This is a genomic window from Aquimarina sp. 2-A2, from assembly GCF_045505135.1.
GTDB classification, from domain to species: domain Bacteria; phylum Bacteroidota; class Bacteroidia; order Flavobacteriales; family Flavobacteriaceae; genus Aquimarina; species Aquimarina intermedia.
The window spans coordinates 254,878-273,225 of sequence record NZ_JBJKFI010000006.1 but is presented as its reverse complement, the minus strand read 5'-3'; the positions used below and the strand labels follow the sequence as shown (position 1 = coordinate 273,225).

Below are 18,348 nucleotides of genomic sequence, written 5' to 3'. Positions count from 1 at the left end.
TTTTATTTAAAAGATAAACAATTAGTAATTTTACATCAAACTTTAAAAATCATGGCAACCACAAAAAAGAAAACAACCGCAAAAAAAGCACCTTCAAAGTTTGACATTATTACAATGTATATGGAGTATGTGCTGGAACATGAGATGTATCCTAAATCAATCTATAAGTTTTGTAAAGCAAATAAGATTACTGAAGCTGATTTTTACGCTCATTTTGGAAATATTGACGGTTTAAAAAAAGAGATTTGGACAATTCTCTTTGATAAAACGATGGAAGTTGCACATGCTAATGAAGCATATGATCAATTTACTAGCAGAGAGAAAATGTTGACTTTCTTTTACAGTTTTTTTGAGATGTTGACCTTAAACAGAAGTTACATTCTTTTCGCCTTGAGTGAGCATGACATGGCATTAAAAAACATGGAACAGCTCAAAGGATTGCGCAAGCAGATTAAGAGTTTTGCAAGTGAATTGATAGCAGAGGATAATGAAGATAAACAATTCAAAATCACTAAAAACCCTACAAGTCTATTTTCTGAGGGTGCATGGATTCAATTTTTATTCTTACTGAAGTTTTGGATGGATGATGCCTCAGCAGGTTTTGAAAAAACAGATGTTGCAATAGAAAAATCTGTAAATACGATTTTTGATGTTTTTGATAACACGCCCCTTACTAATATTTTAGATCTCGGCAAGTTTCTTTGGAAAGAAAGAACCATGTAAAACTCGAGACTATTTTTTACTAATAAATTACGTATGAAGACAATTGATAAAATACCTGTTTCTAAATTAGGAAGAACCACAGAACTTGTGAAAACAGGTGTGAAGGTTGGAGGTAATTATTTAAAATATTACGGTAAGAAAGCCATCAATCCAGACATGTCTCGAGATCAGTTGAACGAAGACAATGCTTCTGATATATATGATGGTTTAAAAAACTTAAAGGGGAGTGCACTTAAGGTTGCTCAGATGCTATCCATGGAGAAAAGCTTGTTGCCTAGTGCCTATGTAGAAAAATTTTCACTCTCACAGTTCAGCGTTCCTCCATTGTCCGCACCCTTGGTGAGAAAAACTTTTAAACGATATTTAGATAAATATCCTGAAGAATTATATGATACGTTTGCAACTCAATCGGTTAATGCTGCGAGTATCGGTCAGGTACATAAGGCAACCAAATTTGGGAAAGAACTTGCTGTGAAAATTCAATATCCTGGAGTTGCAGACAGTATCAGTAGTGATTTAGCAATGGTTAAACCTATTGCAATCAGAATGTTTAATTTAAAGGGTAACGATTCTGAGAAGTTTTTCAAAGAAGTAGAAGGCAAGTTGCTCGAGGAGACAGATTATATCTTAGAAGTTGAACAAAGCAAACAAATCTCCGAAGCATGTGAGATTATTCCAAACTTAAAGTTTCCCAAATATTATGAGGAACTCTCAAGTGAGCGAACGATTACCATGGATTGGATGGATGGAATGCATTTGAGTGAATTTGCCAAAGTTAATACGAATCAGGAAAAAGCCAATAAAGTTGGTCAGGCGTTATGGGATTTCTATATGTATCAAATGCATATTTTGAAAGCCGTGCACGCAGATCCACATCCAGGGAATTTCTTAGTGGATAGTGAAACAAATTTAATTGCTATTGATTTTGGATGTGTGAAACAAGTGCCTATGGAATTTTACACGCCATATTTTGAATTGGCAGAAAGAAAAAATATCGATAATCCTGAATTCTTTGCAAAGAAACTATACGAATTAGAAATTCTTCGTAAAGATGATTCCGAAAAAGAGACTGCTTATTTCTCTAAATTGTTCTATGAAATGTTAAGTCTTTTTACGACACCTTTTAATAAGGAAACGTTTGATTTTGCAGATGAAACATTTTGGAATGGTATTACTGAATTAAGTGAAAAATATTCTAATGATACGGAGTTGAGAAAAATGAATGGAAATAGAGGGAGTAAGCATTTTCTCTATATCAACAGAACATTTTTTGGACTCTACAACTTATTACATGACCTGAAAGCCACCGTTGAGGTTAAAAATTTTGAAAGGTACCTGTAGCTAGTCGCCCGACTAGCCTGGTTTGTTTATTTATTGGTTAGGTTGTTAGAAAGGCATGCTGTGGTTGGCGTGCCTTTCGCTTTTTGTGGTAAGAAGTACAGGATTTTTATAGTAAAGGAATATTAGAGAAATTTCTCTATTAGTTATTGAAGATCAAAATTTAGTATGCGTGCATACAATATTAGGCAAGATTCTTTTATCAAAACCATTAATATACATATCTTGCTCTGCAGTTTTTTAAATTTAAGACGTAATTATTGATAATTACGTACAATACAAACTCAAAATATATGTATACTTCAAAAATATCAGGATTAGGGAGCTATGTTCCAGAGAATGTGGTTACTAATGATGACTTGTCTAAAGTGATGGAAACCAATGATGCTTGGATCCAAGAACGTACCGGAATTAAAGAAAGACGCCACATCAAAAAGGGAGATGGTAACAGTACAGCCAAGATGGGTGTGAAAGCCGCTAAAATTGCCATCGAAAGAGCAAAGCTTACCAATGAGGATATTGATCTTATAATTTTTGCCACCTTAAGTCCAGATATGTATTTTCCTGGAGGAGGGGTACAAGTACAAGATTTGATGAATATGAGAACAATCCCGGCCTTGGATGTTCGTAATCAATGTAGCGGATTTATTTATGCTTTATCGGTTGGAGATCAATTTATCAAAACAGGAATGTATAAAAATGTGTTGGTAATCGGTAGTGAGAACCATAGTGGAGGATTGGACATGACCACACGCGGACGTGGGGTGTCTGTGATATTTGGGGACGGTGCAGGAGCAGCAGTTCTTACACGTAGTGAGGACAAAAACCGTGGAATTCTCTCTACACATTTGCATAGTGAAGGTGCTCATGCAAAAGAGCTATCACTTATGGGACCTAGTACAGAACATTGGGTGCCTGAAATAATAGAAGAGAACCCTCAGGAGGATATACCCTATTATCCATATATGAACGGGCAATTTGTATTCAAAAATGCAGTGGTTCGTTTTTCAGAGGTGATTAATGAAGGGCTACAAGCTAATAGTTTTACAGCGGCAGATATAGATATGTTGATTCCGCATCAAGCTAATTTGAGAATTTCACAGTTCGTTCAAAAGCAATTTAAGTTATCAGATGATCAGGTGTATAATAACATTCAAAAATACGGAAATACAACCGCCGCATCTATTCCTATTGCTTTGACAGAAGCCTGGGAAAATGGTAAGATAAAAGAAGGGGACCTCGTAGTATTAGCTGCCTTTGGAAGTGGATTTACATGGGGAAGCGCTATTATTAAGTGGTAATACTACCCAGCTAGAACACAAAAAAACGCGAGACCTTGAAGTCTCGCGTTTTTTCTGGTTAAATTTCTTAAAGGCTAATTCAAATAAATCATAACCATATTATCTTCTATACTAAAAACGATAGAATATTATAGGTGTTACAAAATGGATGCCATTTTATTGTATTTTAACATATATTATAAAATACCACCTCCTGATTTTTCATTTTTATCTCTGTTTTTTCTGGACACTTTTCTGTTTTTACCACTCCCAAAACGGTATGATAAACCTAAGAACACTGATTGTGTTTCTCCTTGAAACTGACCGAACTGCGTATAGGGTACATCGCTGTTAAATCTAAATTTTTGCGTATTAAAAATATCATTGAAGTTGATACTAAAGGTTGCTTTGTTATTAAGAAAACTATAGCGTGCTCCTGTATTTACAAAATAGAATTCTTCAGTTTCAAATTGAATACCTTCTTGTGGACCTCTATAAAATCCAAAAAGTTGAAAACTTAAATTCTTAGTCGCTTTAAAGGTGTTGCTTAATCTAAAATTGTATACAAACGCATCTACCTCTCTCGTAGTTGTTCCAACAACTCCTTTCTGTGTTTGTCCGTAGAGGTCAACACTAACATTTAAACTCCACCATGTAGCTACTTTGTAATTTGATGATAGTTCAAATCCGTAAGCTGTATTATTGTCAAAATTATCAAAAGTTAGAATTTGTCCGTCTTCGACGTCTGGATTCTCTAAAAGTGTTTGGTTAATTTCATCATTAATGAGTCTGTAAAATACACCCGCCGTAAGCGATCCTTTTTCTAGCTTACGCGTATAATTAAATTCAATCGAATTTGTGAATTGTGGATCCAAAGCTGGGTTACCGATCGATATAATTCTTGGCGTACTCCATTCACGTATTGGATTCACTTGGTTTAATCCTGGTCGATCGACACGACGACTATAACTTAATTGATAACTGTTTTTTTCTTCCGGAGTATAATTTATATATGCAGAAGGATATACGGTAACATAATCATCTTCAAAAATTCGTTCATTATCCAGCGTAGCAGTAACCTTATAGCTTTCTACACGGGCACCAATCTGGTAAGACCATTTTTTTAATGTTTTTCCATAGGTAACGTATCCTGAATGGATGTCACGATCATACGCATAATCAGAATTTGCAAATAGCGATGAAATGTATCCGTTTTCAGTTCTTCTGAATCGCGCTTCGTAACCAATCTCAAGTTTATCAGTTTCTGAAATCGGATTGATATAATCCAAGTTTATAGTCGTATTTTCTCTTTTATTATCGATTAGGTCGGTGTAGTTTTGAAGAAAGGCTGTATTGCCGGTAAAGAGAAATTGATCGGTTTTATCCTCATCAAAGACATTATAATCGACCTCAAGTTCGATGCTGTGCTCTTCTTCCTTGAACGTATGTTTGTAATCAAAGTTATAGGTCGAACCAATATTTTCTCCTTGAGCGAATAAAAGTTGCGATAAATTATTTTGTGGATTTTCAACAAACCTTATATCGGTTGTACCCGTGGTACCCCCATCATAAATATTCTGGTTCGTATAGAAAGAAAGGGTATTGTGATCATCTAGGTAGTAATCAATTCCTACCTTAAATAAATGAGAATTTGTATTATCGAGAAATGAGAAAAATTGTTGAGAGTCTTCATCTTCTCTAAACACGTAACCAGCACCTAAACTTTTACGAGAGCTGTTACCATAATTACCATAAATGTTGAATTTACCACTGCGATAATTTAAGTCGATTGAACTATTAAATCGTGCGTTTTTATCAAAGTTCAACCCGAAATTGATATTTCCATTAAGTCCGATATTACTGTTTTTGTGGAGTACAATATTAATTATTCCGCTCATCCCTTCCGGATTATACTTTGCAGACGGATTTGTAATTAATTCGATGGTTTTAATTGATGTCGACGGAATTTGCTTTAATAGCTGTGCAGCGCTAATGTTAGTGGGCTTACCATCTACAAGAATTCTTACGTTTTGATTGCCACGTAGGGCGATATTTCCGTCCTGATCAACATTCACCGATGGAATGTTGTTCATAATCTCTGCAGCGCTACCTCCTGTAGTTGTAAGGTCTTTACCAACATTAATTACTTTACGATCTATTTTTTGCTCGATGGTCGTGCGCTCAGCAACAATGGTAACATCATCAAGCGACTCCGCCTCTTCCAGCAATTCTATGGTCCCAATGTCAAAATTTCTATTTTTTCGGTTGATGGAAATAGGTGTAGCATAACTAGCATAGCCTATAAATTGGATTTTTAAGGTATAGTTTCCATTCGGAATGTTGTTTACAAGAAACTCACCCGATTCTGTAGTAATGCCACCACTAATAATCTCTTCTTTAAGATCTTGTATGACGATTGTTGCATAAGGGATTGGTTCTTTCCGAAGTTTATCAATAACCTTCCCTTTAACAGAACCTAAGAGTTCATTATTTTTTGGTTGGGCGGATAGCATACTGGTAAGTGCCAGGACGCAGATAGCTGTTAGATAAAGTGTTAGCTTTTTCATTTGTTCGTTTTTTGATTGATTAATGTTTTGCATTGTACTTTGTTATACCAAGTACATATGCGTGTTGTTTATTTTATTGCGGTGATTAAGCGCAATTATAGGTAAGACGATCATCATTAAAATTTGTTACAGCCGTTAGAGTATTTTTTTTAAAAAATAAAAGCCGCCTCAAATTAAAGGGGCGGCTTTCTATAATAATCAAATAGTAACACTAACCATCAACTATGAATAAAATTTGATTATTAAGTAATTAACTAACTAAATTTATGAAAAATCATATCTTACTAATAAGACGAGTGGTAATTTGTAATGTTACAGCGCTACTCTTACTTTAACATATTCTAAATAGATTTTAACGTTTGCTTGCTGCAACGCAGCAAATAGTACTCTTACTTTGTACTCAAAAAAAAAGATATATGAAAAAAACATTAGTACTGGGAGCTTCCTTAAAACCGAATCGTTATTCTTTCTTAGCCATTAATCGCTTGCGCAATCACAATATAGACACCGTAGCATTAGGTCTTCGCAAAGGTGAAGTAGCAGGAATTATGATAGATACACAAAAATTACCTTACACAGATATTGATACAGTTACGCTATATCTCAACCCTAAACGACAAGAGGAGTTTTATGATTATATAGTTTCTCTTCATCCAAACCGAGTAATTTTTAATCCGGGAACAGAAAACCCTGAGTTTTACAAACTACTCAAGGAAAACGCTATAGAGATAGAAGTTGCATGTACTTTGGTGTTATTGTCTTCTAATCAGTATTAGACCTAAAAACGTTAGAAGTCCGTTTAGTATGAGGATAAAAAATCCAAATTCAAAACCAAACCAGGCTTCACTATTTACACTAATAATATAAGATAGGATAGGAGAGAGTATCGCAACCACGGGTACAAAATTATCATAGACTTTCCACTTGGTAAATAATCCATAGGCGTATAATCCAAGTAGTGGTCCATACGTATAGCCTGCAAAAACGAATAGTTTTGCGATGACACTCTCGTCCTTAATAATATATTTGAACGCTACGATCACAAGTATTAAAACTATCGAAAAGAGAATATGAATTCGCTTGCGTATTGCAACTTGTTTATCAACATCATATTTTTTCTCAATATCCAGTATGTCTATACTAAAAGAAGTAGTCAAAGAAGTAAGCGCGCTATCAGCGCTGCTATACGCAGCGGCAATAAGACCTAAAATAAAGAAAAGTGCAATTCCAATACCCAAGGTACCTTGCGTAGCGATTTCAGGAAATAATTGATCTTTATCAGCATCAATTCCGTTTTGTGCTGCGTATTGTGTAAGTAATAGTCCTAAACCAAGAAATATAAAATTCACAACTGTCAGGACGATGGTAAACCAAAACATATTCTTCTGAGCATCTTTTAGACTACGACACGTTAGGTTCTTTTGCATCATATCTTGATCCAATCCGGTCATCACAATGGCAATAAATGCTCCGGAAATGAATTGTTTCCAAAAATAATTAGCGCTTTTGAAATCATCAAAGAAGAATGTCTTTGATAAATCGCTATCTAAGATGTAACCTAATAAATCGGTGCTTTGAATACCTAAGTCTGTTGATACATAATAAATGGCCACGCCCACTGCTATCAACATAAAAAGAGTCTGGAGCGTATCGGTCCAAACTATGGTTTTTATTCCTGATTTAAAGGTATACAACCAAATTAAGAGTATGGTTATAATCACCGTCATCCAAAAAGGAACACCCATGGCATCAAACAAAATGCTCTGTAAAACATTTGCTACCAAAAATAATCTGAAACTCGCACCGACAACTCTGGAAAGCAAAAAGAAACTAGCTCCTGTCTTATATGCTTTCGGACCAAACCTACCTTCTAGATACGTATAGATTGAGGTGAGATTAAGTTTGTAATATAATGGCAATAAAACTGTTCCGATCACTGCATAACCCAAAATATAGCCCAGCACCACTTGCATATAGCTGAATTGAGAAGCCTCAACCCAACCTGGTACCGAGATGAACGTTACTCCACTTAACGAAGCTCCTATCATCCCAAATGCTACAATATACCAAGGAGATTGCCGATTTGCTTTAAAAAAAGCATCATTATTTGACTGTTTACCGGTAACGTATGAAATCAATAGGAGTACGCCAAAGTATCCCCCAATTAAGAGTAGTATTTGTAGAGGTTGCATGCAACAAGATTTAAAATTTGTCGCAAAATACAAATAATCTCAATGCATGGTACATATGGAGTTTAGGCTACCCAGTATTTTAAAAGTATGGCGTTCGGGCGGGCTATCCGTTACAATCCTCGTCGCATTAGCACGACTTCGGGATTTACACTGCTATCCCTAACGCAAAATTACTGCTGTTATATAGAATTACGTGTATCACTTTCAATCATCCCATCCCGCAATCTAATGACACGGTGTGCATGTGCAGCCACTTCCTCTTCATGCGTCACCAGAATTACAGTATTTCCCGCTTTATGAATGGCATCAAATAACTGCATAATCTCCAAACTAGTTTTAGAATCTAAGTTCCCCGTAGGTTCATCTGCTAAAATGATGGACGGTTTATTGACTAATGCACGACCTACGGCCACCCGTTGGCGTTGTCCTCCAGATAACTGATTTGGTTTATGATCCATACGATCTGCTAATCCAACATCGCTTAATACCTCTTCGGCCCGCAGGGTGCGCTCTTTTTTAGACGCTCCGGCATAGACCATTGGTAAGGCTACATTTTCTAAGGCAGTCGTACGAGGCAAAAGATTAAAAGTCTGAAAAACGAATCCAATCTCACGGTTTCTTATTTCGGCCAGTTCATCATCTGTCATCTTACTTACATCATTACCGTTCAGAATATAGCTACCTGAGGTTGGGGTGTCCAGGCATCCCAGCAAATTCATTAAGGTTGACTTTCCTGAACCAGAAGGTCCCATAATTGCCATGTATTCTCCACGTTCGATATCGAGATCAATATTTTTCAAAACATGTACAGTTTCCTGTCCCAGTTGAAAGTTTCTAACAATTTCGCGAATTTCGATAACATTTCCCATAAAACTAATTTAATGCGCCAGCAGTAAGTTGTAGGCTTCAAAATATAACAATTGATTGAAATATAAGATAGCTACTTCATATAATTGGATTACTAAGCTATTTATAGTTCTTAAAATAAGACGCAATCCTGATTGATTAGTTACATAACAGACCGACTAAAACCTTAAAATTTATATACACTGATAAATATCATATCTCGACAGAAAAGGTGCTCTTATCTTTGAGGCTTATAATTTTATAAATACTACTATGGCAATAATTAACAAACCAACGCCCGTTATGGAAGAAATTGTCTTGGATCCTAGCAAGACGATTATGAGTAAAACCAATCCAAAAGGAACAATCGAATATGCAAACGACTATTTTATGGAGATCAGCGGCTATGACGAGCATGAGCTTATAGGTCAGCCGCATAATGCAATTCGCCATCCGGATATGCCCAAGGTTCTTTTTAAGTGGTTATGGGAACGCCTTCAAAAAAAAGAAAATATTCATGCGTTAGTTAAGAACTTGGCTAAAGACGGACGGTATTATTGGGTGATTACTGATTTTGAAGTTAAAACAGATGGTAAAGAAGTTATTCATTCATTTTTTGCAAGAAGAAAATGTCCGCCTCGTTCTGCAATTAAAACAATAAGTGATCTGTATAAGAAGCTTTTGGCGATCGAAAAGGCACAAGGTGTTGAGGTATCAGAAAAATATTTTATTGGATTTCTGGAAGAGCGTAATCAAACGTATGACGAATTTATCGAAGAGATTTGTCTCTTTGAAAAGCAACGTTCTTTGGATCTCAAAGATTTACAATATCACAAGCGTAAAGGTCTGTTTGTCCGCATGTTCAAATAGATGATATCAGATGAGTAATTTTTAGTTAGAGGAGATACCCTCAATTATATCGGTTTTGCGACGATATTTTTGAGGGTATTGTGTTACCACCGAATGGTAAATTGTTCTTGTAGCTGCTCTCTTCGTATAAATAGAAGTCCCACTCTATATAAATCAATAGAGGCAGTAACGCTTTCGTTTTTACATAATGTCTGCCACAAAGCTTCACTATCAGGATCTGAATGAATACCACGCAGTACTAAAAGGCTATCATTATGCATTGCACTTAGAAGCATTGTGATAGCGTCGTTTGCTTCAGCTACCTCGTTGCTTTCAGCGATTATTAAATCGTACGGTGCGCTTGATAAAGCGGTGTCGATAGTTAAATCACCGGTATATAATTCCATCACTTGCGCTAAGCTTCGTTGATCCTTACCCAGAATCAAAACGGTTTGTAAGTCCAGATAGGAGATAAGTCTAAGTAACAGCCTTGATTCTTTGACGGAAAGATTTTTAGATTTTTCACAGATTTTTTTTACTTGATGATCTGTTGCCTTTCTTTTTCGGTCATACAAACAACGAGTAATAAGCAGATATACAAAAGGTGAATGTACACCGTGCTGATTAGTCGATCGCAACAAAAATTTAGCATACGAAACTAGTTTAAACATATCCGGATTCTGTTTCTTAGACCAAAAATCATTAGAGAAGGGTTACTCCATTTTTTCAGATAGCTCTAACCAACGAATCTCACCTTCTTCTATGTTTTTAATAACTTTCTGAAGTTCTAAAGAAGCCTCATTAATTCGTTCTTGAGATAGCGAAGTGTCGAGAAAAACTTTTTCTAATTCAGTTTTCTTCAGTTCCCATTTTTTTAAATCACGTTCAATGCGACTGAACTCTTTTTGTTCTTTATACGACAAACTAGGCGTCGCTTCTTTTTTCCAGTTGCTTTTTGTGTTTCCGGCTGTTGCTTCTTTTTGGACCACAGTAGTTTCGGGAGTTTTGCTACTTTCATAAATACGATAATCGGTGTAATTACCGGGGAAATCTTCAATGACACCATTACCTTTAAAAACAAACAAGTGATCTACGATTTTATCCATAAAATACCGGTCGTGGGATACAACCAATAAACATCCGGGAAAATCAAGTAAGAAATTTTCAAGAACATTGAGGGTTACAATATCAAGATCGTTTGTCGGTTCATCGAGAATTAGAAAATTCGGATTTTGAATTAAAACGGTGCATAGATACAATCGCTTACGCTCACCACCACTTAACTTCTCTACAAAGTCATATTGTTTTTTACGATCAAACAGGAAGCGCTCTAATAATTGTTGCGCAGATATTTGTCTTCCTTTTTTTAAAGGTATATACTCTCCGAACTCTTTAATAACATCAATTACCTTTTGACCTTCTTTGATAGTTATTCCTTTTTGGGTATAGTATCCAAATTTTATGGTCTCCCCAAGAATAATCTTACCTTGATCCGGAACTATCGCACCTGTCAGCATATTTAAAAAGGTAGATTTACCGGTTCCATTTTTACCAATAATACCAATGCGTTCCCCTTTTTTGAAAACATACTCATATTTATCTAGAATAACCAGATCCTCAAAGCTATGAGAAACTTTGTGCAATTCTAAGATTTTGCTTCCCATACGTTCCATATTGATCTCTAATTCGATCGCATGGTCGTTACGTCGCTTATGAGCTCGTTCTTTGATTTCATAAAAATCATCAATACGAGATTTGGATTTTGTAGTTCGAGCTTTGGGTTGCTTACGCATCCAGGCCAATTCATTTTTATAGAGCTGCTTAGCCTTATTGGTGTTAATTTGCTCATTTGTAACTCGAGCTTCTTTGTTATCAAGATAGTAGGCGTAATTACCTTTGTAGGTGTATAACTGACCATCTTCGAGCTCTACAATTTCATTACACACATTTTCCAAAAAGTACCGATCATGCGTTACCATGAACAACGTGAAATTCTCTTTTGCAAAATATTCTTCGAGCCACTCTATCATTTCAAGATCCAAGTGGTTGGTAGGCTCATCGAGATATAACAAATCTGGTTTGCTAAGAAGTATATTGGCGAGTGCAAGACGCTTCTTTTGGCCTCCAGAAAGCATCGCTACTTTTTGATCCAGATTTTCTAATTTTAATTTAAATAAGATTTGCTTGTACTGTGTTTCAAAATCCCAGGCATTCAAAACTTCCATACGCTCAAAGGCTTTCTGGTATGCATCTGCATCATCGGGATTTTTTAATGCTTTATCGTAGGCACTGAGCGCTCTTAGAATTTCATTATCAGCAGCAAAAATTGTTTGTTCTATAGTAAGTGTCGGATCCAGATCCGGTTCTTGCGGCAAGAAAGCAACTTTTAGGTCTTTACGGTATACCACTTGTCCCTCGTCGGGATGCTCACCACCGGCAACAATATTGAGTAACGACGTTTTTCCGGTTCCGTTCTTAGCGACAAATCCAATTTTTTGTCCTTCATTTATTCCAAAAGAGATATTCTTAAAAAGTACTCGTTCCCCAAAAGATTTGGCTATATTTTCTATCGATACGTAATTCACAATGAACTTACTTTATATTATTGTTTATGAGTTCTTAGAAGGCTGAAAAATGAGTAGTTATAATACAGTAGTAATAATATAATACTATCATTAATCATATCCTTCAAAAGTGATGCAAAATAACCACAAATTAAAGAATAACGTAGGCAATACCTGAAATACTTTTTAATTATACGGTATGTTGGTATGATCTGCGTATCGTAGCATTTTACAATTTCTTTTTTCTGATTGTAAAAGTTATCAGAAAAATAAATATTGCTATAAAAATGGCTATCCTAGCGATATAATCCCCTGCACGAACATAAAATGTGATCGCATCGTTTGTGAGAAGTTGTCCTTTTATCACGCCTTGGGTGTTATATGGCAAGTATTGGGTAATTGTACCTGTTTGATCGATAAGTGCAGATATTCCGGTATTAGCGCTACGCGCGATACTGCGACGAGTTTCTATAGCTCGTAGTCGTGCATAGGCTAAATGTTGTTGATGTCCTTGTGTAGCTCCCCACCAGGCATCATTTGTAATTATGGCTAAAAAATCTGCTTTATTTCTCACATATCCGGTCACAAATTCTCCGTAGACACTTTCATAACAAATTATTGGGCCAACCCCAACACTATCTCTGGTAAAAAATACCTCTCTGTTTTCTTGCGTAGTTTTTTTTGCTACAGTACCTCCCAAATCAATCATAGCATCTCCCAAAATTGGTTTTAATACACTTTGATATGGAAAGTTCTCTACGCCCACAACCAATTTTGTTTTGTGATACAATTCAGAGGAACCGTCAGGTCGTACAAAAAATGCGGAATTGTAATCATCATAAAAATCATTGGGTCCAAATTGATTCGTTTGTTCATGAACTCTTTCGGGATCTGTAAACCTGTCATACATTGAGATTCCTGCAATAACGTGTGTGGTTGGGTAATTACTTATCAGACGACGCGAAGTACGTTTAGCTATCGAATATTCAAAATTAGAGAGTTTGTTATTATCTGCGTACACAGTTTCTGGCGCAATAATAAAATCAACCGATGACGACAATGTGTCCTGCACTAGGGTAGTAATAAGATCGCCTATACGGGCATCTGTAGTATTATATTTTTCAGTATATGGATTGATATTAGGTTGCAGAATTAATACTTCTTGCTTTTTGCCGGTTTCTGTATAAGTGCTTAGGAGTATGAGGGAAATCAGAATAGGGATTACAATATAGGCGATATTGAAGATCGCAACACGTTTTAATACCTTTGTTTCCTGATAGCGTTTATATCGTAAGATACCTTTGAAAAGGCTGATATTTACTATCCATACCCAAAGAGAACCACCAAACGTACCCGTGTATTCATACCATTGTATCCAGGAGGTATAGGTTGCAAATCCATTACCCAGGGTTAACCAAGGCCATGAAAATTCCCACTGCAAATGCATATATTCAAACCCTAGCCACAAACAGATTAAAAATAAGGAGGCATTGGTAAAGGTAGTTCGTTTGGCAACCATGTGGTATATGACAAAAACCAGTGACATGAGCAGCGTGTTCGCAATTTCTGCAAACCACATCCCAAAGGCGGTAGAATTATATATCCACCAAGTAGTAATCATATTCCAAATAAAAAATGCTAAAAAACTATAGGCAAAAACCTTAAAGCCACTACGTTTTTCCTCTCGGATGCTATGTTCTACGAGAAGTAGCGGAATAAAACCAAAGAATAAAAATAATGGGAATCCGTAAGTGGGCCAACCAATGGCTAGCACGAGGCCTGAGAGTATTGCAAAAAATAGGTTCTTCATAAAATATAGCACTGATCAGCACGAAAATAACCCTATTTGTTTAGAAATTTTAAACTTCTTTATACAAATATTAATTACACCATTGATCGATACAATAAAATATACTGAAAATCTGAGAATGTAATTGTATACACTGAATGGAAGAATGTTTAACAGGTTTTGTGTGGTAGCTAAATAGTTTGCTATTTTTACGTAAATTTTAAATGTATGTGGATTAAGAAACAAATACCCAATATAATCACGTTGGCAAATTTATTTTGCGGCTGTATTGCAACCTTATTTGCTGTACAAGGAAATTTAGAAATAGCAGCGTTATTTGTGATGTTAGGTATATTTTTTGATTTTTTTGATGGGCTAGCAGCAAGAGTTCTTGATGCACAAAGCGAATTGGGTCTTCAGTTAGACTCACTCGCCGACATGGTAACCAGCGGTGTGGTACCGGGTATTATTATGTTTCAGCTTCTAACACAGGTAGTGGGCAGACCATTTTATGTTACTCCGCCTGCATGGGCATCTGACCAAATATGGGCTAGCTTGGATTATTCTTATATTTCGCTATTAGGTCTGCTGGTAACATTAGCTTCAGCGTACCGTTTAGCCAAATTTAATATTGATACCAGGCAAACAACCTCTTTCATTGGATTGCCAACTCCCGCCAATACGCTATTGATTTTGAGTTTACCTTTAATATTAAAATTTCAGGCAGAAGCCTGGATTGTCAAAATTATATTAAATGAATATTTCCTAATAGGATTGACGCTGATAAGTTGTTACCTCTTAAATGCAGAAATAAAACTGTTCGCCCTGAAATTTAAGACCTGGGGATTTGGAGAAAACAAGATTCGCTACGTGTTTTTAGCGGGAACAGTATTGTTGATCATATTTTTTAAGTTTATTGCTATCCCATTAATCATTCTATTATTCATCGTATTGTCTTTATTATTTGGGAACCAAACTGAGGATGAAGGTGTCGAAATATAGAACTGATTGCGGGTGAACCGTTGTATAGTAACGGATCGATTAGTTGGTGGTCAAGCAAGTAAGGTATTAGATACTATTGAAACGCGCTGCATCAAAACAGTTTAATACACTGATGTGTTTTGCAGTTTTTACGAACTTTCAAGTTCAAGCTGAGTGTTTTGATCAACTTTAGAAATCAAGCTTCTTTTTTCTAAGCTCAAAATTCTGTCCGAGATATACTTTTCTCACCATTTCATCTTCGGCTAGTTCTTCGGGTTTACCAGCTTTCAAAATGCTCCCTTCAAACATCAAATAGGTACGATCCGTGATGGCCAGTGTTTCCTGCACATTGTGATCGGTAATTAGGATACCAATATTTTTGTTCTTTAATTGTGCTACGATACGTTGAATATCTTCTACTGCTACCGGATCTACTCCGGCGAAGGGTTCGTCAAGAAGGATGAAATTTGGATCTGTAGCTAAAGCGCGGGCAATTTCTGTACGACGTCGCTCCCCACCACTCAATAAATCACCTCGGTTTTTGCGAATATGTCCTAACCCAAATTCTTCAATAAGAGACTCCATTTTATGTAGTTGTTCCTTTTTGGAGAGTTTGGTAAGCTGTAACACACTCAAAATATTATCTTCGATACTCAGTTTTCTGAAAACAGAAGCTTCCTGAGCCAGATAACCAATCCCGTTTTGAGCTCGCTTATACATGGGGAATTTGGTAATGTCCATGCTATCTAATGATATTTTACCGCTGTTTGGTTTCACCAGACCTACAATCATATAAAAAGAGGTGGTTTTACCCGCCCCGTTAGGGCCTAATAATCCAACGATTTCTCCTTGATTTACTTCCAAAGAAATCCCTTTTACAACCTTACGGCCCTTATATGATTTTATTAAATTATCTGCTTTTAATTTCATAATCGAATACCTGATGAATTATTAAAACTGATTAGGATACGTGCACGGTAGAAAAAAACACTACGTAAAACTTCTACGCGTTTGTTCTAGCCTCAAGAGCATCCCAAAATTCGTACGCGCGTCGTAAGTGCGGAATAACAATAGTACCTCCTACAAGAGTAGCGATACCTAAAGCCTCAGCCACTTCATCTTTTGTAAGCCCTTCTTTATGGCACGTTTCTAAATGGTAGCGAACACAGTCATCACATCGCAATACTGCAGAAGCAACCAACCCTAAAAGTTCTTTAGTCTTCACGTTCAGCGCACCTCCCATAAAGGCGTTTGTATCCAGATTGAAAATCCGTTTGATAATTTTGTTATTATCTTCAAGAATTCGCGAATTCATTTTTTCGCGATATGCGTTAAAATCATCAACAATATTGCTCATTACTTTTTTGTATTTAATTTTTCTTTTTCCTTTTTAATGACATATTTTGAGATAAAGATACTAATCTCATATAAGATTAAGATGGGGATTGCAACAATGATTTGACTGGCAATATCCGGCGGAGTAATAATGGCGGATAAAATCAGTACTATGACTAATGCAAATTTCCTGTATTTTCTAAGCGATTCTGGTGTTACTAATCCAATTTTAGTTAAGAAAAACATGATCACAGGCAACTCAAAGATAAGGCCACAGGCAATCACTGAAGCTCTAACTAGCGAGATGTAACTATCAATATCAAATTCGTTTATGACTTCTTCACTCACTTGATAGCCACCTAAGAAATTTATAGAAAGCGGAGTGATTATGTAATATCCAAATAACACACCCGCAAAAAATAGTAAAGAACAAACGATAATAAATCCTTTAGAGTGCTTTTTTTCTGTATCATACAAGGCCGGAGCAATAAATTTCCAGAATTGATAGAGCACATAGGGAAAAGCAATGATAAAACCTGCTGTAATTGAGGTCCATATATGAACAGAAAATTGTCCTGCTACTTTCCTGCTTTGTACACTAAAAGGCAGCTCCTTAAAACAAAGACTCTGATCAAGGCCCAAAAATTGGGAAAGATCACATAGGCCCTTGTAAGTAGGGAAATCAGCTTTTTTTGGTCCAAAAATAATCACATCGAATATTAATTCCTTTGAAAAAAAAGCGACAACTCCCGCAACTAGGACAGCAATGGTTGCTCTGATAAGGTGCCATCTTAACTCCTCCAGATGGTCTAAAAAGGACATGGCTTGTGGATTTTTATTATTATTTTTTGCCATTATAGAATCCCTTCTCTCATTAGGTCATGAATGTGAATTAAACCGGCATAGTCTCCATTTTCTTCGGCTAGTAGTTGTGAGATTCCATTTGATTCTAACATCTCCAGTGCATCGATAGCCATTGCATCATTATCAATTCTCTTTGGATTGGCAGACATAATATCTTTTGCCATTAAGCCATCAAACGATTTTCCTGTGGATAACATTCTACGCAAATCTCCGTCTGTGATGATCCCTACAATTTTATTGTTAGAAGTAACAGCAGTTGTTCCAAGCCTTTTTTCGGTCATCTCAACAATGACCTCTGTGATACTTGCGTTCTCGGTGACCTGTGGTTTTTCGTTTTTTGAAGTTATACCACTTACTCTCAAATATAACTTTTTGCCCAACGCGCCTCCAGGGTGATATTTAGCGAAATCCTTGCTAGAGAATCCTTTAAGGTGAAGTAAACATACTGCAAGAGCATCACCGATAACTAATTGTGCCGTCGTACTGGTAGTAGGAGCCAAGTTGTTTGGACATACTTCCTTTTCAACAAAAGCATTTAATACAAAGTCAGCTTCAGTTCCTAAGAAAGAATCTTTATTAGCTGTAATTCCGATTAATGTATTTTTAAAGCTTTTGATAAGAGGAACTAATACTTTGATTTCAGGCGTATTTCCACTTTTAGAAATACATACCACCACATCATCAGTCAAAATATTACCTAAATCTCCGTGAATAGCATCTGCAGCATGCATAAAAACTGCCGGAGTACCTGTTGAGTTCATTGTGGCTACAATTTTTGCAGCTATTATAGCACTTTTACCAATACCGGTAAAAATAACGCGACCGTTTGAATTGTGTATCGTTTGTACCGCTTCTGCAAAATCCTCATCTACAAGATTTTCCAGGTTTGCAATAGCCTTAGCTTGTTCTGCGATTGTATTTCTTGCGTGGGATATTATCGTATTTGATGTATTCAAAATTTACTAATTTTGCGTGTTATCATTAAAAGATTTTATTATCTTTAAATATGCAAAGGTATGT

16 protein-coding genes are annotated in these 18,348 nt (G+C 36.1%); 6 read left to right on the top strand and 10 right to left on the bottom strand.

The genetic code is table 11. The annotated features are described in order from the left end of the window. Positions 1-51 precede the first annotated feature (51 nt). The 3 genes from ACJRPK_RS14825 (at position 52) to ACJRPK_RS14815 (ending at position 3,362) form a co-directional block, all read left to right on the top strand. Positions 52-723, top strand: coding sequence for a TetR/AcrR family transcriptional regulator (locus ACJRPK_RS14825; RefSeq protein WP_407141106.1), 672 nt, complete (start codon positions 52-54; stop codon positions 721-723). Positions 724-756: 33 nt separating this feature from the next. Further along, the gene (locus ACJRPK_RS14820; protein WP_407141104.1) at positions 757-2,064 is read left to right on the top strand and encodes an ABC1 kinase family protein; all 1,308 of its coding nucleotides are present in this window, start codon (positions 757-759) and stop codon (positions 2,062-2,064) included. Positions 2,065-2,354: 290 nt separating this feature from the next. Then, complete coding sequence (locus ACJRPK_RS14815) at positions 2,355-3,362, top strand: 3-oxoacyl-ACP synthase III family protein (protein WP_407141102.1); 1,008 nt, start codon at positions 2,355-2,357, stop codon at positions 3,360-3,362. 176 nt (positions 3,363-3,538) lie between these two features. On the opposite strand, the gene ACJRPK_RS14810 is transcribed toward ACJRPK_RS14815, so the two are convergent. After that, positions 3,539-5,908 carry a TonB-dependent receptor domain-containing protein gene (locus ACJRPK_RS14810; protein ID WP_407141100.1) on the bottom strand — a complete coding sequence of 790 codons (2,370 nt, stop codon included), beginning with the start codon at positions 5,906-5,908 and terminating at the stop codon, positions 3,539-3,541. 416 nt (positions 5,909-6,324) lie between these two features. Here ACJRPK_RS14810 and ACJRPK_RS14805 point away from each other — a divergent pair, with 416 nt between their 5' ends. After that, complete coding sequence (locus ACJRPK_RS14805) at positions 6,325-6,684, top strand: CoA-binding protein (RefSeq protein ID WP_407141098.1); 360 nt, start codon at positions 6,325-6,327, stop codon at positions 6,682-6,684. Here ACJRPK_RS14805 and ACJRPK_RS14800 read toward each other — a convergent pair. Further along, a complete protein-coding gene (locus ACJRPK_RS14800; RefSeq protein WP_407141096.1) occupies positions 6,661-8,100 on the bottom strand; it encodes a sodium:solute symporter in 1,440 nt (479 codons plus the stop codon). The genes ACJRPK_RS14805 and ACJRPK_RS14800 overlap by 24 nt on opposite strands. A 179-nt stretch (positions 8,101-8,279) precedes the next feature. Next, entirely contained in the window at positions 8,280-8,969 is a 690-nt protein-coding gene (locus tag ACJRPK_RS14795; RefSeq protein WP_148782970.1) for an ABC transporter ATP-binding protein, read from the bottom strand. A 250-nt stretch (positions 8,970-9,219) separates the two neighbouring features. Here ACJRPK_RS14795 and ACJRPK_RS14790 point away from each other — a divergent pair, with 250 nt between their 5' ends. After that, entirely contained in the window at positions 9,220-9,816 is a 597-nt protein-coding gene (locus ACJRPK_RS14790) for a PAS domain-containing protein (protein WP_407141094.1), read from the top strand. An 83-nt stretch (positions 9,817-9,899) separates the two neighbouring features. On the opposite strand, the gene ACJRPK_RS14785 is transcribed toward ACJRPK_RS14790, so the two are convergent. From ACJRPK_RS14785 to lnt, 3 genes are all read right to left on the bottom strand, one after another. Next, positions 9,900-10,466, bottom strand: coding sequence for a hypothetical protein (locus ACJRPK_RS14785; protein WP_407141092.1), 567 nt, complete (start codon positions 10,464-10,466; stop codon positions 9,900-9,902). A gap of 42 nt (positions 10,467-10,508) precedes the next feature. Next, complete coding sequence (locus ACJRPK_RS14780; RefSeq protein ID WP_407141090.1) at positions 10,509-12,380, bottom strand: ABC-F family ATP-binding cassette domain-containing protein; 1,872 nt, start codon at positions 12,378-12,380, stop codon at positions 10,509-10,511. Between the two features lie 208 nt (positions 12,381-12,588). Next, positions 12,589-14,169 (bottom strand): apolipoprotein N-acyltransferase, encoded by a 1,581-nt coding sequence (gene lnt, locus ACJRPK_RS14775; RefSeq protein WP_407141088.1) that lies wholly within the window; start codon positions 14,167-14,169, stop codon positions 12,589-12,591. Between the two features lie 207 nt (positions 14,170-14,376). Between lnt and ACJRPK_RS14770 the strand changes: the two genes are divergently transcribed. Beyond that, the gene (locus ACJRPK_RS14770; RefSeq protein ID WP_407141086.1) at positions 14,377-15,150 is read left to right on the top strand and encodes a CDP-alcohol phosphatidyltransferase family protein; all 774 of its coding nucleotides are present in this window, start codon (positions 14,377-14,379) and stop codon (positions 15,148-15,150) included. A 168-nt stretch (positions 15,151-15,318) separates the two neighbouring features. On the opposite strand, the gene lptB is transcribed toward ACJRPK_RS14770, so the two are convergent. The 4 genes from lptB to ACJRPK_RS14750 all read right to left on the bottom strand — a co-directional run bounded on the left by lptB (position 15,319) and on the right by ACJRPK_RS14750 (position 18,284). Further along, the gene (lptB, locus tag ACJRPK_RS14765; RefSeq protein WP_148782965.1) at positions 15,319-16,059 is read right to left on the bottom strand and encodes an LPS export ABC transporter ATP-binding protein; all 741 of its coding nucleotides are present in this window, start codon (positions 16,057-16,059) and stop codon (positions 15,319-15,321) included. 73 nt (positions 16,060-16,132) lie between these two features. Further along, positions 16,133-16,486, bottom strand: coding sequence for a carboxymuconolactone decarboxylase family protein (locus ACJRPK_RS14760; protein ID WP_148782964.1), 354 nt, complete (start codon positions 16,484-16,486; stop codon positions 16,133-16,135). After that, positions 16,486-17,319: a twin-arginine translocase subunit TatC gene (gene tatC, locus ACJRPK_RS14755; protein ID WP_407141084.1), complete on the bottom strand. Its 834-nt coding sequence runs from the start codon at positions 17,317-17,319 to the stop codon at positions 16,486-16,488. Before tatC ends, ACJRPK_RS14760 begins: the two co-directional genes overlap by 1 nt. Further along, positions 17,319-18,284, bottom strand: coding sequence for an SIS domain-containing protein (locus ACJRPK_RS14750; protein ID WP_407141082.1), 966 nt, complete (start codon positions 18,282-18,284; stop codon positions 17,319-17,321). The genes tatC and ACJRPK_RS14750 overlap by 1 nt, the downstream gene beginning before the upstream one ends. Between the last annotated feature and the right edge of the window lie 64 nt (positions 18,285-18,348).